25 protein-coding genes are annotated in these 26,165 nt (G+C 65.4%); 7 read left to right on the top strand and 18 right to left on the bottom strand.

From position 1 onward, the window contains the following. Positions 1-4 precede the first annotated feature (4 nt). The 11 genes from BLU39_RS25890 to BLU39_RS25840 form a co-directional block, all read right to left on the bottom strand. Complete coding sequence (locus BLU39_RS25890; RefSeq protein ID WP_175539421.1) at positions 5-550, bottom strand: LOG family protein; 546 nt, start codon at positions 548-550, stop codon at positions 5-7. Positions 551-560: 10 nt separating this feature from the next. Further along, a complete protein-coding gene (locus tag BLU39_RS25885) occupies positions 561-1,334 on the bottom strand; it encodes a tetratricopeptide repeat protein (RefSeq protein ID WP_092718740.1) in 774 nt (257 codons plus the stop codon). A gap of 41 nt (positions 1,335-1,375) precedes the next feature. Continuing rightward, positions 1,376-2,047, bottom strand: a complete 672-nt coding sequence (locus BLU39_RS25880; RefSeq protein WP_071324565.1) for a TetR/AcrR family transcriptional regulator — start codon at positions 2,045-2,047, stop codon at positions 1,376-1,378. A 137-nt stretch (positions 2,048-2,184) separates the two neighbouring features. After that, on the bottom strand, positions 2,185-2,754 hold the full coding sequence (locus BLU39_RS25875; protein WP_092718738.1) for a phasin family protein: 570 nt from the start codon (positions 2,752-2,754) through the stop codon (positions 2,185-2,187). 153 nt (positions 2,755-2,907) lie between these two features. Continuing rightward, positions 2,908-6,546 carry an EAL domain-containing protein gene (locus tag BLU39_RS25870; protein ID WP_092718735.1) on the bottom strand — a complete coding sequence of 1,213 codons (3,639 nt, stop codon included), beginning with the start codon at positions 6,544-6,546 and terminating at the stop codon, positions 2,908-2,910. A gap of 301 nt (positions 6,547-6,847) precedes the next feature. After that, a complete protein-coding gene (locus tag BLU39_RS25865) occupies positions 6,848-7,804 on the bottom strand; it encodes an esterase/lipase family protein (RefSeq protein WP_092718732.1) in 957 nt (318 codons plus the stop codon). After that, positions 7,801-9,435 carry a GMC family oxidoreductase gene (locus tag BLU39_RS25860; protein ID WP_092718729.1) on the bottom strand — a complete coding sequence of 545 codons (1,635 nt, stop codon included), beginning with the start codon at positions 9,433-9,435 and terminating at the stop codon, positions 7,801-7,803. The genes BLU39_RS25865 and BLU39_RS25860 overlap by 4 nt, the downstream gene beginning before the upstream one ends. 7 nt (positions 9,436-9,442) lie before the next feature. Further along, a complete protein-coding gene (locus BLU39_RS25855) occupies positions 9,443-9,970 on the bottom strand; it encodes a hypothetical protein (RefSeq protein WP_092718726.1) in 528 nt (175 codons plus the stop codon). A 72-nt stretch (positions 9,971-10,042) separates the two neighbouring features. Further along, a complete protein-coding gene (locus BLU39_RS25850; RefSeq protein ID WP_254789068.1) occupies positions 10,043-11,239 on the bottom strand; it encodes an MFS transporter in 1,197 nt (398 codons plus the stop codon). A gap of 90 nt (positions 11,240-11,329) precedes the next feature. After that, the gene (locus BLU39_RS25845) at positions 11,330-12,232 is read right to left on the bottom strand and encodes a LysR substrate-binding domain-containing protein (RefSeq protein ID WP_092718723.1); all 903 of its coding nucleotides are present in this window, start codon (positions 12,230-12,232) and stop codon (positions 11,330-11,332) included. Beyond that, the gene (locus tag BLU39_RS25840; protein ID WP_092718720.1) at positions 12,229-12,993 is read right to left on the bottom strand and encodes an RNA methyltransferase; all 765 of its coding nucleotides are present in this window, start codon (positions 12,991-12,993) and stop codon (positions 12,229-12,231) included. Before BLU39_RS25840 ends, BLU39_RS25845 begins: the two co-directional genes overlap by 4 nt. Before the next feature lie 195 nt (positions 12,994-13,188). On the opposite strand from BLU39_RS25840, the gene BLU39_RS25835 reads away from it, so the two are divergent. Next, a complete protein-coding gene (locus BLU39_RS25835; RefSeq protein WP_034758799.1) occupies positions 13,189-13,971 on the top strand; it encodes an inositol monophosphatase family protein in 783 nt (260 codons plus the stop codon). A gap of 52 nt (positions 13,972-14,023) precedes the next feature. On the opposite strand, the gene BLU39_RS25830 is transcribed toward BLU39_RS25835, so the two are convergent. The 4 genes from BLU39_RS25830 to BLU39_RS25815 form a co-directional block, all read right to left on the bottom strand. Then, positions 14,024-14,182, bottom strand: a complete 159-nt coding sequence (locus BLU39_RS25830; protein ID WP_046682465.1) for a XapX domain-containing protein — start codon at positions 14,180-14,182, stop codon at positions 14,024-14,026. Then, positions 14,179-14,370: a DUF1427 family protein gene (locus BLU39_RS25825; protein WP_092718718.1), complete on the bottom strand. Its 192-nt coding sequence runs from the start codon at positions 14,368-14,370 to the stop codon at positions 14,179-14,181. The genes BLU39_RS25830 and BLU39_RS25825 overlap by 4 nt, the downstream gene beginning before the upstream one ends. 9 nt (positions 14,371-14,379) lie before the next feature. Next, a complete protein-coding gene (locus BLU39_RS25820; RefSeq protein WP_092718715.1) occupies positions 14,380-16,230 on the bottom strand; it encodes an amidohydrolase in 1,851 nt (616 codons plus the stop codon). Positions 16,231-16,297: 67 nt separating this feature from the next. After that, positions 16,298-16,951, bottom strand: coding sequence for a hydrolase (locus tag BLU39_RS25815; protein WP_092718713.1), 654 nt, complete (start codon positions 16,949-16,951; stop codon positions 16,298-16,300). Between the two features lie 219 nt (positions 16,952-17,170). Here BLU39_RS25815 and BLU39_RS25810 point away from each other — a divergent pair, with 219 nt between their 5' ends. Next, positions 17,171-17,422, top strand: coding sequence for a hypothetical protein (locus BLU39_RS25810; protein ID WP_092718710.1), 252 nt, complete (start codon positions 17,171-17,173; stop codon positions 17,420-17,422). 6 nt (positions 17,423-17,428) lie between these two features. Here BLU39_RS25810 and BLU39_RS25805 read toward each other — a convergent pair whose 3' ends face one another. The 3 genes from BLU39_RS25805 to BLU39_RS25795 form a co-directional block, all read right to left on the bottom strand. Beyond that, positions 17,429-19,567 carry a TonB-dependent receptor plug domain-containing protein gene (locus BLU39_RS25805; RefSeq protein WP_092718708.1) on the bottom strand — a complete coding sequence of 713 codons (2,139 nt, stop codon included), beginning with the start codon at positions 19,565-19,567 and terminating at the stop codon, positions 17,429-17,431. A 74-nt stretch (positions 19,568-19,641) separates the two neighbouring features. Beyond that, a complete protein-coding gene (locus BLU39_RS25800; protein ID WP_092718705.1) occupies positions 19,642-21,069 on the bottom strand; it encodes a M23/M56 family metallopeptidase in 1,428 nt (475 codons plus the stop codon). Positions 21,070-21,072: 3 nt separating this feature from the next. Next, positions 21,073-21,450: a BlaI/MecI/CopY family transcriptional regulator gene (locus BLU39_RS25795; RefSeq protein WP_092718702.1), complete on the bottom strand. Its 378-nt coding sequence runs from the start codon at positions 21,448-21,450 to the stop codon at positions 21,073-21,075. A 406-nt stretch (positions 21,451-21,856) separates the two neighbouring features. On the opposite strand from BLU39_RS25795, the gene BLU39_RS25790 reads away from it, so the two are divergent. The 5 genes from BLU39_RS25790 to BLU39_RS25770 all read left to right on the top strand — a co-directional run bounded on the left by BLU39_RS25790 (position 21,857) and on the right by BLU39_RS25770 (position 26,105). After that, on the top strand, positions 21,857-23,227 hold the full coding sequence (locus BLU39_RS25790) for a DEAD/DEAH box helicase (RefSeq protein ID WP_092718700.1): 1,371 nt from the start codon (positions 21,857-21,859) through the stop codon (positions 23,225-23,227). A 233-nt stretch (positions 23,228-23,460) separates the two neighbouring features. Continuing rightward, on the top strand, positions 23,461-24,252 hold the full coding sequence (gene otnI / locus BLU39_RS25785) for a 2-oxo-tetronate isomerase (protein WP_092718698.1): 792 nt from the start codon (positions 23,461-23,463) through the stop codon (positions 24,250-24,252). 88 nt (positions 24,253-24,340) lie between these two features. Further along, on the top strand, positions 24,341-25,147 hold the full coding sequence (locus BLU39_RS25780; protein ID WP_092718695.1) for a hypothetical protein: 807 nt from the start codon (positions 24,341-24,343) through the stop codon (positions 25,145-25,147). Beyond that, positions 25,132-25,605, top strand: a complete 474-nt coding sequence (locus BLU39_RS25775; protein WP_092718694.1) for a hypothetical protein — start codon at positions 25,132-25,134, stop codon at positions 25,603-25,605. The genes BLU39_RS25780 and BLU39_RS25775 overlap by 16 nt, the downstream gene beginning before the upstream one ends. A gap of 80 nt (positions 25,606-25,685) precedes the next feature. Continuing rightward, entirely contained in the window at positions 25,686-26,105 is a 420-nt protein-coding gene (locus BLU39_RS25770) for a VOC family protein (RefSeq protein WP_092718691.1), read from the top strand. Positions 26,106-26,165: the final 60 nt, after the last annotated feature.

Here is a 26,165-nt window from a genome sequence, read left to right as displayed (position 1 = left end):
TGATTTACGGCACGCACTCCTTCAGGCGCTGCACCAGCGCGGCAGGATCGGCGTCGGCATTGAGGAAGGCCGCGTGCTGCGGGCGGATAAAACCTTGTTCCTTGCCGTTTTGCACAAAAGCGATCAAACCATCATAGAAACGGTCGACATTGAGCAAGCCGATGGGCTTGGCGTGCAAGCCCAGCTGGGCCCACGTGAGCATCTCGAACAGTTCTTCCAGGGTGCCATAGCCGCCGGGCATGGCGATGAAGGCGTCGGACAGGCTGGCCATCATCGCCTTGCGCTCATGCATGTCCTTCACGATGAACTGGCGCGTCAAGCCCGTATGGCCCACTTCGCGTTCGACCAGCTGGGTGGGAATCACGCCCGTCACCTCGCCGCCCAGGCGCAGCACTTCATCGGCGATCACGCCCATCAGGCCCACCTTGCCGCCGCCATACACGAGCGAAATATTTTCCGCCACCAGCACGCGCGCCAGTTCGCGCGCCGCCACGGCATAGTCCGGCGAGACGCCCGCATTGGCGCCACAGTACACACATAAAGCCTTGATCACAGTATTCCTACCCTTTCAATTCATCGATCGCCGCCTCGACCTCGAGGCGTTCCTTGGCGTCCAGTGCCACGCACTCGGCCGCCTTTTCATACAGGGCCAGCGCTTCCGCCAGTTTTTTCTTTCCGTCGAGCATGTTCAAGGCGCGCGCATATTCGCTGTGCGCCAGCGCCGAATGGGGCGTCAGGGCCAGCGCCGTCTTGAAGTGCTGGTAGCCGTCTTCCTTGTTGGCGCCGTACGTCAGGCCGCCTATCATGGCGCCGACCTTGTCGATAATTTCCGTATGATAAATCCCAAATGCGATATGCGCTTCCGCATGCATGGGCGCTATCGTCATCGTGCGGTCCAGGCTGTTGCGCACGCGCGCGCCCATGCCTTGCGCCAGGGCCTTGACGACGGACGTGCCCAGCGCATAGCGGCCCAGGCTGTAGGCATGCCAGTAATAGCCGGCCGGATTGTCCGGCTGCTCGCTCTGCTGGCGCTCGCAGCGCTCGGCCACTTCCTCGTACATGTCGAGTTTCTGGCTGTCATCGACTTCCAAGTGCGTGGCGTAGATACACGTGGCCTTGTGCGCCACCGCATAGCCGGGCACGCCGACGGCCAGGCCCAGCTTCACGGCGCGCTCGAAGTCGCCCGCATGGAAGGCCAGCCAGGCTTGCACCAGTGACGGGTGCGTGGGAAACGGTTCCACGTCGCCCGCATGCAGGCGCGTCCAGGCCGCTTCCAGGGTTTGCGGCGTGTAGACATATGCGTCGTCCGGATAGGGAAATTGTTTCCAAGCCATATATCTCTCCTGTAATTGACGACGTGGCGCCAGCAGCAGCGTCAGTCGTTCTTCAGTTTGGTCACATACTCTTCCGACAGTTTGCGAAACAGCAAATGCGTTTCATTGCGCAAATACGGCCCGATCAGCGACAGCACCTGGTAGCAGCCGCGCGCCAGCGCATCGGACATCGATTGCTGCTCGCTGTACTTGCGCGGGTTGCGCACATACTCGTACGACAGCCAGTAGGTGGCAACGACCACCATATTCGTCGCCATCGCACCGATTTCCATGTCCGACGCTTCCAGCGACTGTTCGCTGCGCAAATCCTCGCACAGCTGCGTGGCCACCTTGATCTTGTGCGCCAGGATCAGCTTGAAGTGCAGTTCCAGCTTGCGGTTACGCGACAGCAAATCGTTGAGGTCGCGATAGAAAAAGCGGTAGCGCCAGATCAGCTCGAACATCAGGTGCAGGTACAGCCAGACATCCTCGATATTCGAACGGCGTCCGTCGGGCACGGTCAGGATACGTTCGATTTCCGCCTCGAACTGGACGAAGATCGAATTGACGATGTCGTCCTTGTTGCGGAAGTGGTAGTACAGGTTTCCCGGCGAAATATTCATCTCTTCCGCAATCACGGTCGTCGTGATATTCGGCTCACCAAACTCATTGAACAGGCGCAGCGACAACTCCAGGATGCGTTCGCGGGTACGGCGTGGTGCTTTTTGTAGCATGGCGGGCAATCTCTCTGTGTTCTGCGTCAAGCATACCACCTAAGATAGCTGTAATGAAACACTACGCCCCACGGCGGCGGCGAAAGCCGGGGCAAAAAAAAGCCTGCGCGAGCAGGCCGGAGGGATGCGGCGCCGGCTCAGGCGGCCGGTGCTTTTTTCTTCGCCGCCGGTCTCGCGGCAGGTTTGCTCGCCGCCTTGCCCGCAAGCTTGGCCGGGGCCTTGGCGGCGGCCGCCTTCGATGCGGATGTCGGTGCGGTTTTGGGCGCCGCCTTCACGGCGGGCTTGGCCACCGCCTTCGGCTTGGGCGCTGGCGCGGGCTTGGCCGACAGCGCCGCCACTTGCCGGCTCAAGGCATCGATCTGCGCGTGCAGCGCGGCGATATCCTGCTGCGTGGGCACGCCGATGGTGGCCAAGGCGCGCGCCACGCGCTCTTCGAACACCTGTTCCAGCTTGTCCCAGGAACCGCTGGCCTGCTTGCCCACGCCATCGGCCAGCTTGCTGACGCTGCCGCTGACGTCGGCCACCTTGTCTTCGGCCCGTTTCTGGAATTCCGTGCCTTCCTTCACCAGCCGGGAAAACACGCGCCCGCCCTCTTCCTGCGCCTTGGCGAAGGCACCGAGGCCCGCTTGCCAGATCTGCTGCGCGGACGAGCGCACGGCGCTTGCCAATTCCGTGTCTTCCGTCAGCTCCTTCAGTTTCTTCACCATCGCCAGCTCCCGTCATGTGAAAGGCCATGCCACTACATGGATACTTTTATTCTAGAGAGCAAAACTAGAGACGGGAGTCTAATTCGATGGAAAGCTACCGCTCAAGGTGCGCCAGCGCACACGGCCGGCCGGTTGCCAGCGCCTAGCAAGCCCCTAGGCCGCCGCTTTCACGGGGCCATGCAGCAGCTTGTGCAGGCGGAAGCCTTCGCGGATATTCTCGCGCAGCACGGCGCCTTTCCACGGCTTGGTATAGAAGCGGTCGACGGCGCCGCGGTTGATGGCCGCCATGATGGGCGTCAGGTCGGCAAAGGCGGACAGCATGATGCGGAAGGTGTCGGGGCACAGATGCTTGACCCGCTCCATGAATTCGGTGCCGCTCATGAGCGGCATGCACTGGTCGCACAGGATCACCTGCACCTTGTGGCGCGCCAGGATGTCGAAGCCCTCGGCGGCCGTCTGCGCCGTCAGGATGCGGTAGCCGTCCTGCGCCAGGAAGTCGCTGAGCACGTCGAGCATGAAGACGTCGTCGTCGACGATGAGCAAGGTTTGCTGCTCTTCGCTGCCCGCATCCTCGGGCGCTTGCAGCAGCTTGCCGCCCATCAGCATCTGCTCGAATTCTTCCTGCGGCACGGGGCGGCTGAAATAATAGCCCTGCATCTCGTCGCAGCCGTGGCGCCGCAGGTAGGCCAGCTGCGCATCGTTTTCCACGCCTTCGGCGATCACTTCCAGCTTCATGCTGTGCGCCATGCTGATGATGGCCAGCACGATGGCCGCGTCGTCCGGATTGCTCGTCACTTCGCGCACGAAGGCGATGTCGATCTTCAGCTTGTCGATGGGGAAGCGCTTCAGATAGGCCAGGCTGGAATAGCCGGTGCCGAAATCGTCGATGGAAATCTGGATGCCCAGCGCCTTCAGGTTGCGCAGCACGGCGATGGTTTCCTCGGCATTCGACATCAGCGAGCTTTCCGTCAGCTCCAGCTCCAGCAGGTCGGGCGCGATATCGTACTTGCGGATCGCCTTGAGCACCTCTTCTTCCAGGCCGCCGACAAAAAACTGGATGCCCGAGACATTCACCGACAGGTGCACGGGGCCGATGCTGCTGGCGCCCCACTCGCTGATCTTCTTGCACGCCTCGTCGAGCACCCAGTTACCGACGCGCACGATGAGACCCGTTTCTTCCAGCAGGGGGATGAACAGGGCTGGCGAGACCATGCCGTGGCCGGGCCGGCGCCAGCGTATCAGCGCCTCGGCGCCGCTGATGCGCCCCGAGATGATATTCACCTTGGGCTGGAAGAACAGCACGAATTCCTCGTTGTCGATGGCGCGCCGCAGGGCATTTTCCATGTCCAGCCGCGCCATCGATTGCGCGTTCATTTCCGCCGTGAAGAAGCGGAAGGCGTCGCGGCCCGCCTCCTTGGCGCGGTACATGGCCGTGTCGGCATATTGAATCAGGGTGTCCGCATCGGCCGCGTCATCGGGGAACACGGAAATGCCGATGCTGACCGTCACCGTCACCTCGTGGCCCTGCAAGTCGAACGGTTTGCGCATCGCCTCGCGGATCTTGTCGACCACGCCGACGGCATGCTGGGCGCCTTCCGGCAGCAGCAGGATGGTGGCGAATTCGTCGCCGCCAAAGCGGCCGATGGTGTCGCGCACGCGCAGGCAATCGACGAGGCGGCTGGAAAACTGGCGCAGCAAATCGTCGCCGATGGTGTGGCCCAGCGTGTCGTTGATATTCTTGAAGCGGTCGATGTCCATGAACAGCACGGCCACGGCCCACTGGTGTTCAGCCGCCTGGGCCAGCGAATGGGTCAGCGAGGCATAGAACTGGCTGCGGTTCGGCAAGCCCGTCAGGGTATCGAAATGGGCCAGCTTCATCAGGCGCTGCTCGGCATCCTTGCGCTCGGTGATGTCGCGCGCCACGGCCACCAGTATCCAGCTCTGCCCCGAGCGCAGGGTGCGCCGCTGCACTTCCACGGACAGGGGCGAGCCGTCCTTGCGCTGCAGCTGCAATTCCGTCATCGGGCCGCCCTGGTCGCCGGCCAGCAGCTTGTTGTACAGCTCTTCCAGCTGGGACTCTCCCTCGTGCGCGCGGCCCGGCCCCACGCGCAGGAAATCCTCGCGCTCGAAACCGAGCATGCGGCACGCCGTCTGGTTGACGTCGACGAAGCACATGCCGGCGCGGTCGACGAGGAAAATCGCGTCGGCCGTGGCGTCCATCGCCAGGCGGAAGCGGCGCAGGTCTTCATCGAGGCGGATGCGCGCCGCCATGTCCAGGGTCAGCTGCTCGTGGTGGCGCTTGATTTCGTCGTACAGCAGCAGGTTGTCGTAGGCGACGGCGATCTGCGCCGCCACCGTGGCGGCGACCCGCTCGTCGACTTCGGAAAATTCATTCGCCCCCAGCTTGTCGACCAGGTACAGCCAGCCGTGGCTGCGCTCGCGCGAGGCGATGGCCACGCCCAGGAAGGAGTGCACGGGCGGGTGCGTGTCGGGCAGGCCCAGCGCAGCGGGGTCGCCCTTCAAGCCATTGACCCGGTAGGGCTGGCGCTGTTCCAGCAAGCGGTTCAAAATGCCCATGCGCGGCGTGCTGGCGATGCGCTCGAGGTTTTTCTCGGCGCCGCACGAGGAAAAATAACTGAGCTTTTCGGCGCCCTCTTCCAGCACGCCGATGCAGGCATACTTCGAGACGCAGATATTCTGCGCCACCTTGCAACCCGCCTCGATCAGGGCGCGCGGATCGCGTTCGGCGCCCAGCTCGATGCCCAGTTCGATCAGGGCCGTCAGGCGCAGGCTCACCGCCTGCAGGCTCGACAGTGAGCGCGACAAGCGCTCCGTCATGATGCCCAGGTCTTCGGGAATGGCGGCCTGGCCCTCGCGCTGGCTGGCCAGCTGCGAAATCTGCTGGCTGCTCGATTCGAGTTCGTCGAGGTAGCCGCTGACCTGGTGCTCGATGCCGGCCAGCTTGCCCGTGGCGGAAGGGGGCGCACCGCTGCCCACGCCCGGCGCCGCCGGCACCTGGGCCGCCGCCGGCATCAGTCCCAGCGCCTCGTTGACGGTGCGCACGATGACTTCCGGGTCCGATGGCTTGGGCAGGACCCAGCGCACGCCGCACGCCTGCGCCAGCAGGATCGCTTCCTGCTCGCGGTAGGTGGCCGTATAAAAGATGATGGGCACGTCGGTCAGCGCGGCATCGGCATGCACGCGCGTGACGAATTCGTAGCCATCCATGTTCGGCATGAGGATATCGGAAATGATCAGGTCCGGCCGCTCGGTGCGCAGTATTTCCAGCGCGTCGGCGCCGTTGGCCGCCTCCAGCAGGCGGTGCCCGCCGTAGCCCAGCAGTGCGGTCAGGAACTCGCGGTTCAGCACATGATCATCGACGATCAGGATGGTGGCTATGTCGTTTTTAACTGGCGTCGACGGCGCCCCGGGTAAAAAAGACTCCAGCTCCGCGACGAACAGGTCGGGTTCGATCGGCTTGCCGATGTAGCCATTGAAGCCCGCTTCGAGCAGGCGCTCGCGGTCGCCCACCATGGCCAGCGCCGTCACGGCCAGCGCCGGGATCTTGCGCAGTTGCGGGTCTTTTTTCAGCTCCGCCACCACGCCATAGCCATCGAGCTTGGGCAAATGCACGTCGCAAATGATCAAGTCCGGCAATTCGCTGCGCGCCATGCGCACACCCTCTTCGCCATCATAGGCGGCCAGCGGCGTGTACCCGAAGGCACGCAGCAAATACACCATCAATTCCATATTGGTGGCGTTATCTTCGATAATCAGGATACGTGCGGACAATTAGCGCCCCCAATAAAAACGGCATGGACTCATCTTCTGCCTGCGTTCGGCTTCCGCCTGTGCGGCGTACATAACAATCCTACAACATCTTGCCATACATTCAGAGAAATATCTGGCTACCGTGCGCCTGCGGAACGGCGCAAGCGGCCTCATGAACAAATTTTCTCCGGCTGTCTTCCGACGTTAGCTTAATACAGTACGCCAGTGGAAAACAGCATTATCTGCCCCTTGCGTTGTTAAACATGGGCAACAGCAGAGTCAAAAGAGACAGTCTTGCCATGCAGACAAAACACAACAGGATTCAGGCGAAACGGGGGGCAGATGGGGGCCGGGCGACTTCGTCTTCGATAGTGATTTCCGCCAGCACCTGGCGCAGCACGCGCGCATCGCTGGCCAGCGCCACGTGGCCGATGCCGCCGAAAGCGAGATTGCGCGCGCCGGGCAGCTGCGCGGACGATTGCGGCGCGACGATATTGTCGTGATGCGAATAGATCGAGGTGATCAGGGCGCGCGTCTCCGGTGTCTCGCTGGCGGCCAGCTGTGCCAGCCAGCCGCTCGGCGTGCCATCGACACGGCTCATCTGGCGCGCATTTGTCCCCGCCGCCAGGTTGGCCAGCGCCGTGCCGTGGTGCGGCGTGCCGATGGTGACGATGCGGGCCACGCGGGCCGCGCCGAAACGGCGCAGCCAGGCGCGCGCCACCAGGCCGCCCATGCTGTGGGCGACGATGATGACGCGCTCGCTGCCCGTGCGGGCGCACAGCTGGCCAATGGCTTGCTCGATCTGCGGCACGAAGTCCTCGATGTCGGCGTTGATCGGTTCCAGGTCGACGGCGTCATGCGCGATACCCGCCTGCGCGAGTTGCAGGCTCAGCTTTGTCCAGTAGCCGCGGTTGCACACATAGCCGTGCACCAGCAGCACGGGCAGGCCCTGGCCGGGGATGCCGCCGGCCGCCTGCAGGCGCGGACGCAACATGCCCCACGACGACGTCCACAGGGTGGCGCGCAACTCGCCCCCAAACAGGCGCGCGGCGGCCATGGCGCCCAATTGATATTCCCGTGGCACGGGGCTGCCCAGGCGCCGGCTTTCCCAAAAATTGCGCGCGACGATCAGCGCACGCATGGCCAGCAACATGGCCAGCGCCAGCAGCACGGCCAGCAGCGGCGACGCGACGCTCCAGGCATGCATGGCCAGGTACGCCAAGCCCAGCACGGCCAGTACTTGCAGCAGCATCAGCCACTTGAGGATGCGCGCGATCATGCGGTCGTCGCAACGGGAACGGGGGCCGGCTTGCCCGTCAGCGCTTGCGCCAGGCCGCTGGCCAGGCGCGCTGCCAGCGCATAGATCGTCAGTTGCGGATTGGCGCCGATCGAGGTGGGGAACAGCGAGCCATCGTGCACGGACAGGTTGCGCACGCCATGGTAGCGGCCATCGGCGCCCGTCACGCCAAGGCGCGCATCGTCCGACATGGCGCAGCCGCCCATCACGTGGGCCGACACCACGCGCGCCAGCAGCGCCTTCATCTGCAAATCGCCGATGGCCTGCTTCGCCTGCGCCCAGCTCGTGTAGTGGCTGGCCAGCTCATGCACGGGATACACGCTCCGCGCGCCGGCCGCGAACTGGATTTCCGCCATCGACAGCAGCGCGCGCCGCACGCCATCCCAGATGAACGGCGTGAGCGGATAGTCGAGCACGGGCGCGCCGAAACCGTCGATGGCTACCGTGCCGCCGGCCGCATCGTGGTGAAAGCCGTCGCGCAGCAGCGCCAGCAAGGCGTGCGCATGGGGAAATTCGCGCATGGTGCGCGCATGCTCGTCGCCGAAGCCGCCCATGGTGGTGGCCATCAGCAGCGGGTGCAGCGGTGGCGCTTCAAGCTTGTAGCCGATGGGGCCATCGATGGGCGCCACGTGCAGGAAATGGTCGGAATAAATCGTCTGCGGTGCGCCCGCATAGGCGTCGACTCGCTGCGGGAACAGGCCCGCCGAGACCACGGTCGGATGCAAGAAGGTGCGCCGGCCCAGCAAGCCGTGCGGGTCGGGCGCCTGCGAGCGCAGCAGCAGCGCGGGCGAATTGATGGCGCCGCCGGCCAGCACAAAATGTTTGGCGCGCAGCGTCAGGCGCACGCCCGTCGGCACTTGTCCGGCCGCGTCCAGCGCGGTGACTTGCAGGCTGTCGACGCGCTCGCCCTTGAAGATGAAGTGCTCGGCGCGCGCATGCACGAGCAGGCCCGCGCCCAGCGCCAGCGCGGCGGGGATCGTCGTCACCAGCATCGACTGCTTGGCGTTGGTCGGGCAGCCCATGCCGCAGTAGCCGAGGTTCCAGCAGCCGTTCACGTTGCGCCGGATGGCGGCCGTGGGGATGCCCAGCGCCGCGGCGCCACGGCGCAACAGATCGTTGTTCTCATTGGGCGGCGCGGCCCAGTCGCTCACGTGCAGGCGCTTTTCCATCATGGCAAACCAGGGCGCCATGGCATCGACGCCATAGCCGGACAAGCCGAAATGCTTGCGCCAGTATTCGAGCGTGCCGGGCGGCGTGCGAAAGCTCGAGGTCCAGTTGACGGTGGTCGAGCCGCCCACGGTGCGTCCCTGCAAAATATTGATCGCCTTGTCGCGCGTCTTGCGCGCGGCCGATTCCTGGTACAGTGCGGGATAGGCTTGCGCTTCGCGCATCTTGAAGTCTTGCGAGGACTTCAGGCCGCCCTCCTCGACGATCAAGACCTTCAAGCCGGCCAGCGCGAGGATTTCCGCCGTCACGCCGCCGCCGGCGCCGCTGCCGATGACGACGACGTCCGCCTCGAAAGTGCGGTCGGCGCCCAGGGTGCTGGCGTCGGTGACGTTCCAGCCGCTGGCTACGCCGAGGGCGATGGGATCGGGTATGGGAGATGTGCTCATGGATGCCTTATGCGCTCAGTTCGGGCAGCGGTCCCGGATAGCCGATGGCGGCCCAGTGGGCGGCATCGGCATACCAGGCGCCGAGGATCAGGTCGTGCAGGGCCAGGTAAGCCGTCTGCAAGGTGGCCAGGCGGTGCGTGCGCCACGACTGCAGAAAAGCACTCACCTGGGCCGGGTCGGCATCAAACCAGCCGCCATGCACGCCGGCGACGAAGCGCCGCGCGGGCGCCAGCGCCAGCAAGCCAAACAAATCCTGCACTTCCTGCTGCGCCGCCAGGGGCAAGCCGCGGATGGCCGTGTCCACGCCGGCGATGGCACCGTCCAACGCCGCAGCCCGCGCGGTGGCGTCCTGCGGCAAGGCGCTGCCCAGCATGGCCGGCACGATGGCCGTCAGCGCCGTGCGCGCCCCGCCATCGAGCACGAAGCGGCCAGGCGCCGCCGGTCCGCGCACGAGGCGGTACGCGGCGCCGCCGGCCGCCAGCGCAGCCGCGCCGAGCACGCCCAGTTTCAGAAACGATCTGCGTCGCATCCCCATGTCTCCCCTTGTTTTGTACGGCCTTTTGCAGGCCAGTGTACGCCAAAGGCAGCGGGCGTTTGAACGCAAAAACTAGAGCGACCCGTCTAGTTTGCGCGACGGGAACCACAGCGGCAGCATGGCCAGCAGCGCCGCCAGCGCCCCGCCGATGGCGATGCTGGGCAAGCCAAAGGCGACGATCAGCACGCCGCCCAACGCGCCACCGGCAGCCGTGCCCGCATTGAAGGCGGCGATATTGAGGCCCGCCGCCACGGCGTCGCTGCCCGGGCAATGCCATTGCGCCAGGCGCAGCAGCCGCATGGTGGACAGGGTGACGAGGGCAAAGAACAGCAAGCCCAAGGTGCCGCACAGGGCCAGCAAGGCCAGTGGCCAGGCCTGCAGCATATAAAACGCCAGCAAATTGAGCGCCAGCGCGGCCAGGGCCAGCACGGTGGCGCGCAGCGCGTGGGGCCTATCGGCGCACCAGCCGCCCAGCAGGTTGCCGCCGATGGCGCACGCGCCAAAGCACAGCATGGCGGCACTGAGCCAGGCCGCACCGAGCCCGCCCAGCTGCAGCAGGAAAGGCGAGACATACGTGAAAAAGCTGAAGGTGGCCACGCTGACCAGCGCCGCCACGCCTGCCGCCAGCAGCAGGGGCGGCTGCACGATGGCGCGCAGGCTGGCCAGCGCCGATACGGCGGCAAGCTGCTGGCGCGCGGTGGGCATGGCAAAGCGCAAGCCGGCGCCGCCGCACAGTGCCAGCACGCCGATGGCCGCAAATACCCAGCGCCACGACGAGACGGCGCCCAGCCACGTCCCCAGCGGCACGCCGCCCGCCAGCGCCAGGGTCAGGCCCAGCCAGACGATGGATAACGCCCGTCCCGCGCGGGACGGCTCGACCAGGCTGGTGGCCGCATGCGAAGCGACGGCCATGAACACGCCATGCGCGAGTCCCACGGCAAAGCGCACACCGAGCAGCGCGCCCAGCGCCGGCGCGGCCGCCATGGCCACGCTGCCGGCCGCCAGCACCAGCATGGTGGCCACCAGCACCTGGCGCGTGGGCCGGCGCGCCAGCATCGCCGTCAGGATCGGTGCGCCGATGGCCGCCCCCAGGGCATACGCGGCAATGGCGCCGCCTGCCGCGGCCACGCTGGCGTGCAAGTCGCGCGCCATGGGAGACAGCAGGCCGGCGGCGATAAATTCGCACAAGCCGAAGGCGAAGCTGCACAGGGAGAGCAGATAAATGGCGGGCGGCAGGGGTGCCGCGGCGCGGATAGAAACAGGAGACATGGCGCTTCCAGCAAATCAAAACGCCATGCTGGCCCCTGGGCCATCATCTGTAAAATATCTTATTTGTATTGAAACGAGACCCTGAATGTCTCAATGTGCGGCAGACCGCCGCAGCTGCTCCAGCAGCCGCTCGCGCACGGGAGAGTCGCGCTGCGGGTCCCACGCCATGTACAGGTCGAGCTGGCGCAGCGCTTCGGGCGCGCGGCTTGCCAGCGGCAGCATGACCACGCCCGCTGGCGCGCAGGCGGCGAGGCTGGCCGGCAGCAGGGCCACGCCAAAACCGGCCGCCACCAGTCCCAGCACCGTTTGCAGGCGGCGCGCCTGCTGCGCCACGTGCGGCACGAAGCCCGCGTGCAGGCACAGGCTGGCCAGCTGGTCGTGGAAGCCCTGGCCCAGCTCGCGCGGCGAAGCGACGAAATCATCTTGCGCCAGGTCCGCCAGGTCCACCTTCGCCTGGCCCGCGCAGCGGTGGTCCGACGGCAGCGCGATCACGATGTCTTCGCCGGACAGGCGCTCGAAGCGCAAGCCCGGCGTGCTGCGGCCCGGTGCGCGCAGCAAGGCGATGTCGATCTCGTTTTTTTCCAGCCACTCGACCTGCTGCTGCGTCGACGCTTCGCGCAAGGTGAATTGCACGGCGGGCGAGGCGGCGCGAAACGCACGCAAGGCGCCCAGCACGTGGGCATACGGCGTGATGTGGATGAAACCGAGGCGCAAGTGGCCCTCGATGCCCTGCGCCACGCGGCGCGCAGCGGCCACGCCCTCTTCCAGGCTGGCGAGCACCTGGCGCGCCGTGGCCAAAAAAGTGCTGCCGGCCGGCGTCAAGGCGACCTTGCGGTTCGTGCGCTCGAATACGGGGTAGCCGAGCGCCTCTTCCAGCCGCAATATCGCCTGCGACAACGGCGGCTGCGCCATGTGCAGCCGTTCGGCCGCGCGGCGAAAGTTCAGTTCCTCGGCGACGGCGATGAACTGGCGCAGCAGCCGGGTCTCGATCATGGGCCTTTTTTGGCTACCGCCAGGATATGCCGCGCGATGCCGCGCAGGATGTTGACTTCTTCCGTTTCCAGCCCCGTGCGCGAAAACAGGCGTTTCAGGCGCGGCATGAGTTTTTTCGGGTTGTCGGCGTCGAGGAAATCGATGGCGACCAGCGCCTGCTCCAGATGCGCGTACATGCCGTCAACCTGCGCCAGGCTCGCCGCGTCGCCATGGAAACCGACGGGGCTGGCCATTTGCCCATCGCCGAGCGCCGCCACGCGGCATTCATAGGCGACGACCTGCGCCGCCTGCGACAGGTTCAGCGAGGAATACTCGGGATTGGCGGGGATGTTGATCAGCACATTGCACTGCTCGACGATCTCGTTGGGCAAGCCGAAGCGCTCGTTGCCGAAGATGACGGCCGCGTGCAGCTCTTCGCTGGCCGCCAGCTGGGCCGCGATGGCGCGCGGCGCCGTGACGGGCGGCGAGAATTCGCGCAACCGGGCCGACACGGCGGCCGCGTAATTGCAGCCTTCGAGCGCCTCGGCGATCGAGCCGACGATGCGCGCGCCCGACAAAATATCCTGCGCACCGCTGGCGAAGGCCACCGCTTCCGCATCCGTCAAGGCATCGGGAAAGCGGGGGTTGACCAGCACCAGATCGGAAAAACCCATCGTTTTCATGGCGCGCGCGACGGCGCCAATGTTGCCAGAGCGACTAGTTTCGACAAGAATAAATCGCAGGCGTTTGAAAAGAGACGTGTTGATTTCGGGCAGATTCATTTAAAATAGCGCTATTGCGCGGTATCGATACAGGAAATTTCGGGAAACGGAGTCACAAAACGCTGACGCCAGGCCGGGATTTTAACCACTTCGGCACCGCTCCGCTCTTTAATTCATTCTTGCACTCTATCGTACCGGCGCCGAAAGGCGACGCTGGGCGGTCGCGTGCTTTTAACGGAAGCTCACATGCACCCAATGCTCAACACGGCGATCAAAGCCGCCCGCCGCGGCGCCGCCGTCATCAATCGCGCCTCTTTTGACCTCGACCGCGTCGTCGTCACGGAAAAACAACATAACGATTTCGTCACCGACGTCGACCAGGCGGCCGAACAAGCCATCATCGAGGTGCTGTCCAAAGCCTACCCGGACCACGCGTTCCTGGCTGAGGAATCGGGAGCTTCCGCCAACTCGCACGACGAGAATGAATATCAGTGGATCATCGATCCGCTGGACGGCACCACCAACTTCATCCACGGCTTCCCGCAATACTGCATCTCGATCGCCCTCGCGCATCGCGGCGTCGTCACGCAAGCCGTCATCTACGACCCGGTCCGCAACGACCTGTTTACGGCCACCAAGGGCGCCGGCGCCTACCTGAACGAAAAACGCATCCGCGTCACCAAGCTCGACCGCATCTCGAACGCCCTGCTGGGCACCGGCTACGTGGCCGGCAGCGCCCGCGCGCTGGACGAATACCTGAAGATGTACGCGATCATGGGTGAGCGCAGCCAGGGCGTGCGCCGCGCCGGCTCGGCCGCGCTGGACCTGGCCTACGTCGCTTGCGGCCGCCTGGACGGCTTCTACGAAAAAGGCTTGAAGCCTTGGGATATCGCCGCCGGCGCCCTGATGATCACGGAATCGGGCGGCATCGTCGGTGAATTTTCCGGCGAATCGGACTACCTGTACAAGGGCGACGTCATCGCCGCCAGCCCGAAGATCTTTGGCCAGATGATTACCTTGCTGACACCATTCGCATAAGGTTGCGCACGCGGCATCCATAAAAAAACCGGCCAAGGCCGGTTTTTTGCATTCAGGGGCTGACCTGCCCCGCCACGACAAAGCCCAATGTCATGGCCACCACCATCGCCGCGCCCGTCGGCGTGGGCGGCGTGGGCGACGGCAGGTCGAACCAGCGGCACACGGCGCCCACCAGCAAGCCCAGCAGCGACCCTGCCAGCATGACGTTCATGGCGCCTCCCTTTTCATGTCACGGCGCTGCAGGTACAAGCCCGTGAGCCAGTAGCCGCAACTGGTCAAAAACACCAGCAGCGCGGCGCCCAGCACGGGCGGCGCCGGCACGGGAATGTGCGTCAGCTGGCAGACGAAACCCACGACAAAAGCCAGCAGCAGGCCCAATATCACTTTTTTGTAATACATGAAATTCTCCTAGAAGGCGAAGCAGCTGCAGCCCAGGGTGCCCCAGAAACCGGAAAAATCGGAAATCGGCACGGCCGACTTGCGCGCCCTGTCGTGGGCATGCGCATGCACGCCGCAGGCGCCCGCGCACTGGTGCGGCATGGCCGCTTGCGCCTGCTTCGCCACGGGCCGGTAATGGCCGGGCACCGTGCGCACGGGCGACCATTCGGGCAGTACGGGAATCGGTGGCGGCGCCAGATGGGTGAACTCCGACTGACCGTAGACGACCTTGCCGCCCACCATGGTCAGCACGGAGTCGATCGACTTGATCGCCTCTTCCGGCACCGTGAAATAATCGGCCGACAGCACGCAGAGATCGGCCAGCATGCCCTCGCGGATGCGCCCCTTCTTGCCTTGCTCGCTGGAGAACCAGGCGCTGCCCGCCGTCCACAGTTCCAGCGCCGTGTCGCGCGACAGTCTGCCCGCCGCATCCGTCAGGGCCAGGCCGCCGACGGTGCGCCCCGAAACGAGCCAGTACAGGGCCGTCCACGGGTTGTAGCTGGCGACCCTGGTCGCATCCGTGCCGCCGCCCACGGGCACGCCCGCGTCCAGCATGCGCTGCACGGGCGGCGTGGCTTTCGCCGCGTCCGCGCCATAGCGCTCGACAAAATATTCGCCCTGGAAGGCCATGCGGTGCTGGATGGCCAGGCCGCCGCCCAGCGCCTTGACCCGGTCGATATTGCGCGGGCTGATGGTTTCCGCGTGGTCGAACAGCCAGTGCAGGCCGCCAAACGGCGTGTCGCGGTTGACCTTTTCAAACACGTCGAGCATGCGGCTGATCGATTCGTCATAGGTGGCATGCAGGCGGAAGGGCCAGCGCTGCTCGACCAGGTGGCGCACGACCTTTTCCAGCTCGTCTTCCATGCCGGCCGCCAGCTCGGGGCGCGGCTCGAGGAAATCCTCGAAGTCGGCGGCGGAAAACACGAGCATTTCGCCGGCGCCGTTATGGCGGTAAAAGTCGGTGCCGTCACCGGGCTTGATCATGCCCGTCCACTTCTGGAAATCCTGCAATTCCGCGCCCTTGTTTTGCGTGAACAGGTTGTAGGCGATGCGGATGGTCAGCTGCTCCTTTTGCGCCAGTTCGTCGACGACGGCGTAATCCTCGGGATAATTCTGGAAGCCGCCACCCGCGTCGATGGCGCTGGTGATGCCGAGGCGGTTCAATTCGCGCATGAACTGGCGCGTGGAATTGACCTGCAATTCGAGCGGCAGCTTGGGGCCTTTCGCCAGGGTCGCATATAAAATCATGGCGTTCGGGCGGGCGATCAGCAAGCCCGTCGGATTGCCTGCAGCGTCACGCACGATTTCGCCGCCGGGCGGGTTCGGCGTGTTCTTGTCGTAGCCGACGGCGCGCAGGGCGGCGCGGTTCAGCAGGGCGCGGTCGTACAGGTGCAGGATGAAGACGGGCGTATCGGGCGCGGCCGCGTTGATCTCATCGAGGGTCGGCATGCGTTTTTCCGCGAACTGGAATTCCGTCCAGCCGCCCACGACGCGCACCCACTGCGGGTTCGGCGTGCGCAAGGCCTGTTCCTTCAGCATGCGCAGGGCGTCGGCCAGCGAGGGCACGCCTTCCCAGCGCAATTCCAGGTTGTAGTTCAAGCCGCCCCGGATCAGGTGCAGATGCGAGTCGTTCAGGCCGGGAATCACCGTGCGGCCAGCCAGGTCGATCACCTGCGTGGCCGGGCCGCGATGGCGCATCACGTCTTCCACGTCGCCGACGGCGAGAAATTTGCCATCGGCGATGGCGACGGCGGACGCCAGCGGCTGCGTCCTGTCGACCGTGTGAAAACGGCCGTTGAGCAAGATGGTGTTTGCGTGCATGGGAACTCCCGGATCAGGTGAAAAAACGGCCCCGCCGGCGGGCGGCGGAGCCGGAGTCAGTGAAAAATCAATGGCCTTCGCTGGCGTTGAACATCGATTTGGCGTAGATCAGGCCCAGGCCATAGCCGCCGCCGTGCGCCACGGCCGTCGCCACGGTTTCATTGTAGGTCTCGCCGCGGGCCCAGTCGCGCTGCAGTTCCAGCAAGTATTGCACGGACGTCATCGGCTGCGCGCCCGCCTGTATCATGCGCTGCATGGCCATCGCATGGGCTTCGTCGGAGACGTCGCCGCTGGCGTCGGCGATCACGTAGACTTCAAAACCCTGTTCCAGCGCCGACAGCGCGGGGCCCACGATGCAGACGGACGTCCACAGGCCGGCCAGCACGATCTTGCCCTTGCCGTAGCCATTGACCTTGTCGGCGATGCGCGCATCTTCCCAGGTATTCATGCTGGTGCGGTCGATCGGCGCCTGCTCCGGGAAGACGGACTGGATCTCGTCGAAGATCGGGCCGGAGAACGATTTGGCGGCCACCGTCGTCAAAATCGTCGGCACCTTGAATTCCGCTGCCGCCTTGGCTACCAGGGCCGCATTGTTGCGCAGCAGGGCCAGGTCGATGGAGCGGGTGGCGAAGGCCATCTGCGACTGGTGATCGATCATGATCAGGGTATGATCGTTCGGGGTCAGCAGTTTTTGGGCGGCTTGGGCGGTGGCGATAGGCATGATGTTTTCCTTAGTGAAAATAATTGAATATAAAAAAAGAGAGGTCGTTATACGGTGCTTCTGCTCCTGCCCTTGCGTCACGCTGTGTGTGCCGGGCCAGTGCTATGCAGTATGGACGAGATACTTTGAAAACAAAAACGGAAAGAATGCCAAGCTATGTGCAATTTTTTCGATAATGAAAAATAGCGGCAACAGCAAGCTGTACATCAAGGAGAAAACATGGGATTTGAATTCAGGATCACGGCCAGCCTGACGCAGGAACAGCGCCGGCACCTGGCGCAGCTGTCAGAGCTGGCGACGCCGGCGCCGCGCGCGCCGGGCGCCATGCCCGACACCGACGCAAGGCTGACGGACGCCGGCCTGTATGTGTGCCAGCACCTGCGCCCGGACCCGTGGCACGGCCTGGCCGCCGTGCGCGACTGGCTCGATGCGCAGGGCGTGGACTACGCCGTCGCGGAGATCGACGACTGAAAAAACCTACAAGGAGCCTTCGAGCATGACGCGCAGGGTGCGGTAGCTGCCCGTATCGACCGTGCGCAGCAGGCTGCCGCCGCCATCCGCATACAGGCTGCGCGTGCGCTCAAGCTGGCGCAGCAGATTGGCGCCCGACAGGCGCAGGCGCAGCTGGTCGCTGAACTTCCACAACGCGTACAGATCCAGTTCGCGCCGGGCGCCCTGCCAGGCCAGCAGCTGGCTTGACGCGCGCGAGCGTCCACCGCCCTTGAAATGCAGATTGCCGCCCAGGGTCAAGGGCTTGCCGGTCAGCCGGTAATCGGCGCCCAGGTTGGCGCTCCACGGCAGCTGGCCATCGAGGCGGTTGTCCGGGCCGGCGACGGCGTCCAGCGTCGACCAGTTGCGCGCCACGTTTGTCCGCAGGTCCAGCGCGGGGGCGCCCGCCCACAGCGCCGACAGCGGCAGCTTCGCTTCCAGTTCGATGCCGCGCACCTGCGCCCTGCCCTGATTGACGGGCGTGGCCACCCAGCGCCCCTGGTCCTGATACAGCCGGTCCAGCATCACGTCGCCGATGCGCCGCAGCGAAGCGCTGGCGCCCAGCATGGCGCCTTCCCCAAGATAGTATTCGTAGGCCGCATCCAGGCCCCACGCCAGTTCCGGGCGCAGCGCCGGGTTGCCCTGGTTGTCAGGATTCACGGGGCTATTGCCGTTATCGTTGAGATAGGGGCGCGGGATCAGCTGGAAAATCTGCGGCGCCTTGTAGGTGCGGGTGATGGCAAGGCGCAGCTGATCCTTGCCGGCCAGCTTCCACAGGCTTTGCAGCACGGGACTCCATACCTGCGCGCGCACGTCGACGCGGCGCTGCGCGCCACCATTGGCGCTGGCCGTGCGCAAGGTTTCCCAGCGCAGCCCCAGATACAGCGACCAGCGCGCGGAGATATCCCATTCATCCTGCGCGAACAGGGCCAGGCGCCGCACCGTGGCCGCATAGTCTTCGTCCGGCAGCACGGGCGGCCCGCCCGGCGACAACTGGCGTTCGCGGCGGAACTCCGTGCGCCGCCGGTTACCCGCATCCCAGCCCGCCGCCAGCGCATGTCCCTGGCCCAGAGTCCGGCGATAGGTGCCGCTGGTCTGCACGCCCACATCATCGAGGCCCGCATCGACCCGGCGCACATTCGCCGGTCCTGGCGCGGCGCTGACGCCCTGGAACAGATAGTCGCTGCCACGGCGGTTGGCATCGAGGCCCAGTTTCATGTCGAGACTATCCCCTGGTCCGAACTTGCGCAGCCAGTGCAGATCGCTGCGCACGGTGCTGCTGTCCTGACTGAACGCGGCGTCGTTGTCCGGATAGTCGGTATGGCCGCCCAGGTAAGCCGTTTCCACGACCTGGCGGCGGCTGGCCAGGCGGCGCAAGCTGACCAGGCTTTGCCAGGCCAGGCTGTCTTCGCCCGCCAGCGCCCATTGCAAACGGGGCGCCAGCTCGAACGTATCGCTGGTTACGCGCTCGTTCAGCGGCATATGGCGCACCACCGTGGGCCTGCCTTCGCCATCAAATGCGCGGTTCCATTCGTCGAGCAAGCCCCGGCGTCCCGTGTGCGCGAGCGTGCCGGCCAGCGCATACGACAGGCGGCCGTCCTTGTCCGCCCACTGCACGGTGGCGCTGCCGGCGGGCATGCCGTGGCTACCGGCCGCCCCCAGCTTGAAGGTGTGTTCGCGCCGCCTGCCCGATTTTTTCAGCACGATATTGATGGAACCGGCGATCGCCTGGGCGGAAAATTGCGCCGTGGCGGCACGCATGATTTCCACGCGTTCGACCAGTTCCGGGTCCAGAGAGTCGAGCGAAAAACCCGGCGGCACGGGCACGCCGTCGAGCATGATCAAGGTATAACCCTGGCCCAGTCCGCGCAGCTGGATTTGCCCGCCAGCCGTGCCCGAAGCCGTGCCGCCGATGGTAATGCCGGGCAGGCGTTTCAGGGCGTCGGACAGGGCACGGTCGCCCTGGCGTATCAATTCCTCGTGGTCGACGACGATGGCGGCGACGGTGTCGTTGCGGCGCTGCTCCACTTTGCCGGCATTGACCGTCACGGAAGGCAGGACGTCTTCGGCACGCACGTGCGCCGTCAACGGCAGCGCAAGGCTGCACAATACAATACTCAATCGCATGGAAAATCCTGAAAGGTCTATGGTGGTGACGGCTTGCGCGTTCCCGCGCTCAGCCGACCTGCGGCCGGATCACGCTAATGGCCGAATTGTTCCTTGCGCATGCGCAGGGCGCGCGCGGTGGCGTTGGCATCGAGGCCGGCCAGCCACTGTCTCGGATCCTGCAAGCGCCCGTCGCGCGTGACCTCGAAATGCAAATGCGGCCCCGTCGCCAGACCGGTGGCGCCCACGGTGCCGATGGCCTGCCCTGCCGTGACGGCCATGCCGGTCGTCAGCGTGACCCGGTCGAGATGGGCATACAGCGACTCGACGCCAGCGCCATGGTCGATGCGCACGGTCTTGCCAAGGCGCGCATCTTCGCTGACGCTGGCGATGCCGTCGGCCGCCGCATGCACGGGCGTGCCGCGCCTGGCGCCCAGATCGATGCCGCGATGACCTTGCGGCGTCATCTGGCGCACGACGCCAAAGAAGCCGGTCACGCGCATGGTGTCCAGGGGATTGCGCCAGAGAGCTGGCGCCGTCGCCGGCGCAGCGAGCATGCTTGCCGGCGCGGCTGCCACGGCCCACGCCAGTGCCGGCTGCAGCGCCAGGCTGGCCGCGCCAATCGCGCACAGCAGCAGCGCCGTCAGCGCCCGCAGGGCCGTGGATGGACGCGCCTGCCCGTCACGCATGCGCAGCAGGCGCTCGGCCATGCTGCCGCCACCAAAGGCCAGCCCCGGCAGCGGCTGGGCCTGCAGGCCCAGTTGCCTGACCAGGGCCGCCGCATATTGCTGGCGCTGGCGCGGGGGCCGGCCAGCCAGTACCTGGCGGTCGCAACCGAGCTCTTGCGCCCAAGCCAGCTGGCCGGCCAGCCAGCGCGCGGCGGGATTGAACCACAGCAGCGCCTGCAGCATGTTGGTCAGCAGCAAGAGTACGGGATCGCGCCGGCGTGCATGGGTCAGCTCATGGGCGATCACCAGCTGCTGCTGTTCCGGCGTAAATTGCGCCAGGTGCGCCGGCAACAGCAGACGCGGCTGCCACACGCCCACCAGCATCGGCGAGATCGGCGCCGCCACTTCCAGCACGTCCACGCCGTGCAGGCGGCGGCGCTGCGCCAGTTGCAACAAGCTGCGCAACATGGCGTGGCCTCGCTGCCAGCGCCAGGCTGCGCAAGCGACGCCCAGCAGGTAAATCAGGCCCCAGGCGGATGGCACCCAGGCCAGCCAGGATGCGGCCGATGGCAGCCCGGCAGCTGGCGCAGCCATGGCCAGCTGCACGCCGGGCGCCGAGCCGGCCAGGGAAACGGGCACGCTCAGTTCGGGCACCACGCTCAGTTGCCGCGTGTCAGGCAGCAGCGGCAGCACAAACACGGCGACCAGCACGAGCTGAGCACCCAGCCACACGCTGCGCTGCGCCGCCAGCGCGGGCCAGCGCCGTTGTGCCAGACTCAGCAATGCCCACAGCAGCAAGCCGGTCACGAGACAGGCGGCGCTGGCCTGCAACAGCGTGAGGGAAAACAGCAGCATCGCTCAGTCCTTTCCCTCAAGCGGCCAGTCCTGCAGCAGTTGCTCCAGCGCCGCCAGTTCCTGCTGGTCCACGAGTTTGCTGCCCGTAAACATACTGACCGGCAAGGGACTGTCGATTTCCATCACGCGCCGGCCAAAGTCGTGGGCGAACGCGGCCAGGGTGACCACCTTGTCCACGTTCGCCTCATACACGCGCACGCCATGCACGCTGCGCTGCAGCAGCATGCCCTTGTCCAGCATGCGCTCGACGGTCTTGCGCGTGGATGAGAACGACCATCCCAGCTCGTCTTCCACCCTGGCGTGCAATTCACGCGCGGACAGCGGATGATCTTTCCACAATGCTTTCAATAACGACAGCTCGGTGACGGAGGGCGTGCTCATGGTGCATCCTTTAGTGACTATTGACACAATTATGCGACAACAGCCACACGCACACAAGCACTATTTGCGACAGCTGTCGCATGCGCTAAAACGCCTCCCGTGCGTCTTCCGCTCGGGCACGCCCTGTCCAGGTGGCCGCGAAAGGCCAGTGATCACGTCGCCACTGCCCAGTTTCCATATCGTATAACTCAGGCTTTCCAGAACGACAGCGTGCCTTGGCCTCGCTTTTCTTTACTTGCGACATTGCAAACCTGAAACAAAACAGGCGCGTTTTTGCCAGGCTGTTATACTTCGCGTGTGCGGCACATATGACCAGTCCCCTTGCCGCTGTCTTTCGACCCCTAATCTGATTGCCTGCGACTGGCGCCTCACGATGGCGACAGGCCGATCTCACAATAAAGTTACCATGTCCTTTTCCTCCCTCGGATTGTCCGACGCTATCGTACGTGCCGTTACCGAACACGGCTACACCGTGCCGACCCCGATCCAGTCGCAGGCGATTCCCGCCGTGCTGGCTGGCGGCGACTTGCTGGCCGGCGCACAAACCGGTACCGGCAAGACGGCCGGCTTCACCCTGCCCGTGCTGCACCGCCTGTCGACCGACGCCAATGGCGCGGCCATCACCAGCAACACGTCGACGCGTCCTATCCGCGCCCTGATCCTGGCCCCGACGCGCGAACTCGCCGCGCAGGTCGAGGAAAGCGTGCGCGCCTACAGCAAGTACACGAAATTGAACTCGGCCGTGATCTTCGGCGGCGTCGGCATCAACCCGCAAATCAAGCAGCTCAAGCATGGCGTCGACATCCTCGTCGCCACGCCGGGCCGTTTGCTCGACCACATGGGCCAGGGCACCGTCGACCTGTCGAAAGTGGAAATCCTGATCCTGGACGAAGCCGACCGCATGCTGGACATGGGTTTCATCCGCGACATCAAGAAAGTGCTGGCCGTGCTGCCGCCAAAACGCCAGAACCTGCTGTTCTCGGCTACCTTCTCGGAAGAGATCAAGGCCCTGGCCGACGGCTTGCTGAACAAGCCGGCCATGATCGAAGTGGCGCGCCGCAATTCGACCGTGGAAGTGATCAAGCAAAAGATCCATCCGGTCGACCGCGACAAGAAGCACCCGATGCTGTCCTACCTGATCAAGTCGAACAGCTGGACGCAAGTGCTGGTCTTTACGCGCACCAAGCATGGCGCCAATAAGCTGGTCGAGCAGCTGGGTGCGGACGGCATCGGCGCCCTGGCCATCCACGGCAACAAGAGCCAGTCGGCGCGCACGCGCGCGCTGTCCGAGTTCAAGGATGGCACCCTGCAAGTGCTGGTCGCCACCGACATCGCCGCGCGCGGTATCGATATCGACCAGTTGCCGCACGTCGTCAACTACGACTTGCCGAACATTCCGGAAGACTATGTGCACCGTATCGGCCGCACGGGCCGTGCCGGCGCCAAGGGCGAAGCCGTGTCGCTGGTCTGCGTGGATGAGCACGAAATGTTGAAAGACATCGAAAAGCTGATCAAGCAAACCCTGCCGCGCGAAGTCATCGCCGGTTTTGAACCGGACCCGACCGCACGTGCCCAGCCTGTGCAATTGCGCAGCGGCACCGGCGGCCACCGCAACAACAGCCGCGCGCCAGCGGGCGCCGTCGTGCGCGTGAAAACCGGTGGCGGCGGCGCCAAGCCACGCAGCGCCGGCCCTTCGGGCGGCGGTGGCGGCGGCAACCGCAGCGGCAATGCGCCGCGTTCGGCAGCATCGCACCGTTCCGGCGGTCGCGGCCGCTAAAACGCAGCCTTAAAGCTACTGCGCGGGGCGCTATTGCGTTTGCGTTGCTCGCCGTACTCCTGTACGGCTGCGCTACTCGACGCAATATCACTCCCGCTCGCTACGCTTTCAGGCGGCGTTTGTCTTTCTTGAAATGCGCTCCCCAACCTCGTTGGCGGGCGCATTTTTCATGCCCGCCACCAATTGCGGATTTGGGCTACGATAGTGCCCATTGCCCTCACCTGCGTGCCGCCATGCCGAACTTCGCTGCCAACCTCAGCATGATGTTTACCGAACTGCCCTTCCTCGACCGCTTTGCCGCCGCCAGGGAAGCGGGCTTCGATGCCGTCGAATTCCTGTTTCCCTATGCCGTCGAGGCGCGGCAGATCGCCATGCGGCTGGAGCGCCACCAGCTGCAGCTGGCCGTCTTCAACTTCCCTCCCGGCGACTGGGAACACGGCGAGCGGGGCATCGCCTGCGACCCGCGCCGGGGTGAAGAGTTCCGCAGCAACGTGCAGCTGGCGCTCAACTACGCGCTGGCGCTGGGGGCGAAACAGCTGCACTGCATGTCCGGCATCGTGCCGCCCGGCATGAGCCTGGAGCGGGCGCGGCAAAGCCTGATCGGCAACCTGCAATATGCGGCCGACGCCTGCCGTCCGCATGGCATCAACGTGCTGATCGAGCCGATCAACCACCACGACATGCCCGGTTACTTTCTGAACCATAGTCAGCAGGCAGCCGACATCATCGCCGACTGCCAGCGCAGCAATATCTTCCTGCAGTACGACATTTATCACATGCAGCGCATGGAGGGCGAGTTGAGCAACACCATCCGCGCCATGCTGCCCCTGATCCGCCACATCCAGATCGCCGACACGCCGGGCCGCCACGAACCGGGCACGGGCGAGATCAACTACCGCCATCTGTTCAAGCTGCTGGACCAGGTCGGCTACGCGGGCTGGGTCGGCTGCGAATACCGTCCCGCCAGCGACACCGTTTCCGGACTGGGCTGGCGCGAACAATTGGCAGGCGGCGCGGGCGCCTGATCGCAGCCCGCTTGCGCCCGCACAAGGCGGGCGGCGCAGGCCGGCACGACAATACCTTTCCATACAGTATTTCCTGTCGAGAGGTGTCGTGTCCGCCCTGCCCGCCCGCCATCGCCGCACCGTTTTCCTGAGTTTTTTCCTGGCTGCCGCGCTGTGCGGCTGCGCCACCGCGCGCCCCGAGCTGGCGCAAGTGCGGGCCCTGGCCGCCGGCACCGATGGCCTGACCGCGTTCAGCGAACTGTCGCAGCGCCACGTGGACAGCTACCAGCGCACCCGCCCCTATCTGTCGCCATCCGAAGACGCGCGCGAACGCCTGCTCGACGCCCAGCGCCGCGCCGCGCAGGCCGACGTCGCCCGCCTGGCGCAAGCCGTACGCCAGTACCTGCAGGCCCTGGGCCGGCTGGCCGATGCCGACGCATATGACGTGCAGACGGAACTGGCCGGCGCCGGCTCCGCCATCCGCGCCTGGCCGGGCAACGGCATCGACGACCGCCAAGTCAACGCCTACACCTTGCTGCTGCAGCAACTCGCGCGCCTGGGCGGCGCGGCCAGCCAGCAGGCGCAGCTGGCGCAAGTGCTGCACGACGGCGACACGCCGCTGCAAGCCCTGCTGGCCGCGCTCGACGGCTTGCTGGCGCTGTACGACAAAAGCGGCGACAACGAGCGCGACATGGTGCTCGCCTTGCTCGAGGTGGAAATCGCCTATGCGGACGCGCCGCGGCAGCGCCTGCTGGCCGTGCTGGCGAAAAACATGCAGCAAAACAAGACCGAGGAATACCGGCTGTACGGCTTGCGCCACACCCTGGCGCGCCGGCAACTGGCGGCATTGGGACGCGAACACGCCCGGCTCGCCGCCGCCCTCACCACCACGGAGGCAAGATGGACGGATCGGTAGGCAGGAGCGGCGACAGCGAACGCCGCGAAGCGGCTCTCAGCAGCGCCATGCGCGTCGAGCAACTGGCCGACAGCCTGTCGCAGGCGGCCGTCACCTTGCACGGCGCCGTCATGCGCGCCATCCGCAAGCGCGCCAGCCAGGGAGAAAATGGCATCAGCCACAGCCAGGCGCAAGCCGTTTTCGCCCTGGAAGTGGCCTTGCGCCAGCAAGCCAACCAGCTGTATGCCGATGCGGCCGGACACACGGTGGCGGGCCTGGAGACGGCGCAGCGCCAGCTCAGCGGCCTGCTCGACGCGGTGCGCCTGCGCATCGCCCGCAACGATGACGTGCGTCACTGGATCAGCCTGGCGACGAGCTTGCTGCACCTGGGCAGCGCCGTGCTCGCTGGCAATCCCGAACGCATCCTCAGCACCCTGGGCAAGGTGCGTGAGCGGCTGCAAGAGATGGCGCCGGACTGATTGAAATCGGCCAGCGAGCGCCTATACTGGGACGTCCCCGCCTGGCAATCGTGCCCGCGGGGCCACCAGAGGAGACCAACATGCGTATCGAACCGTATTTGCAATTCAATGGAAACTGCGCGCAAGCGCTGGAATACTACCGCCAGCACCTGCATGGCACGGACCTGTGCCTGATGCCATTTCGGGGCACGCCGGGCCAGGAGCAAGTCAAGGAAGACTGGTATGACAAGATCATGCACGGCTCCGTGCAGCTGGGCCCCACGATGCTGATGGGCTCGGATGGCGGCTGCAACGAAGACGGCGCCAAGGGCATGAACGGCTGCTCGGTCTGCCTGACCGTCGATACGCCGGAAGAGGCGGAACAGGCTTTCGCCGCGCTGGCCCGTGACGGCACCGTCCAGATGCCCATGGAAGAAACGTTCTGGGCCAAGCGCTTCGGCATGCTGAAAGACCAGTTCGGCGTCGCCTGGATGATCAACTGCCTGAAAGAACCAGCATAAAACGGCCCATGCCCGCCTGCGCCGCGTCAAACGCGGCGCGGGTGCTGGCGCAAGCAAAGT

Origin of the sequence: Janthinobacterium sp. OK676, from assembly GCF_900103595.1 — a bacterium.
Taxonomy (GTDB): Bacteria; Pseudomonadota; Gammaproteobacteria; order Burkholderiales; family Burkholderiaceae_D; genus Janthinobacterium.
This window is presented reverse-complemented; position numbering and strand designations above follow the sequence as displayed.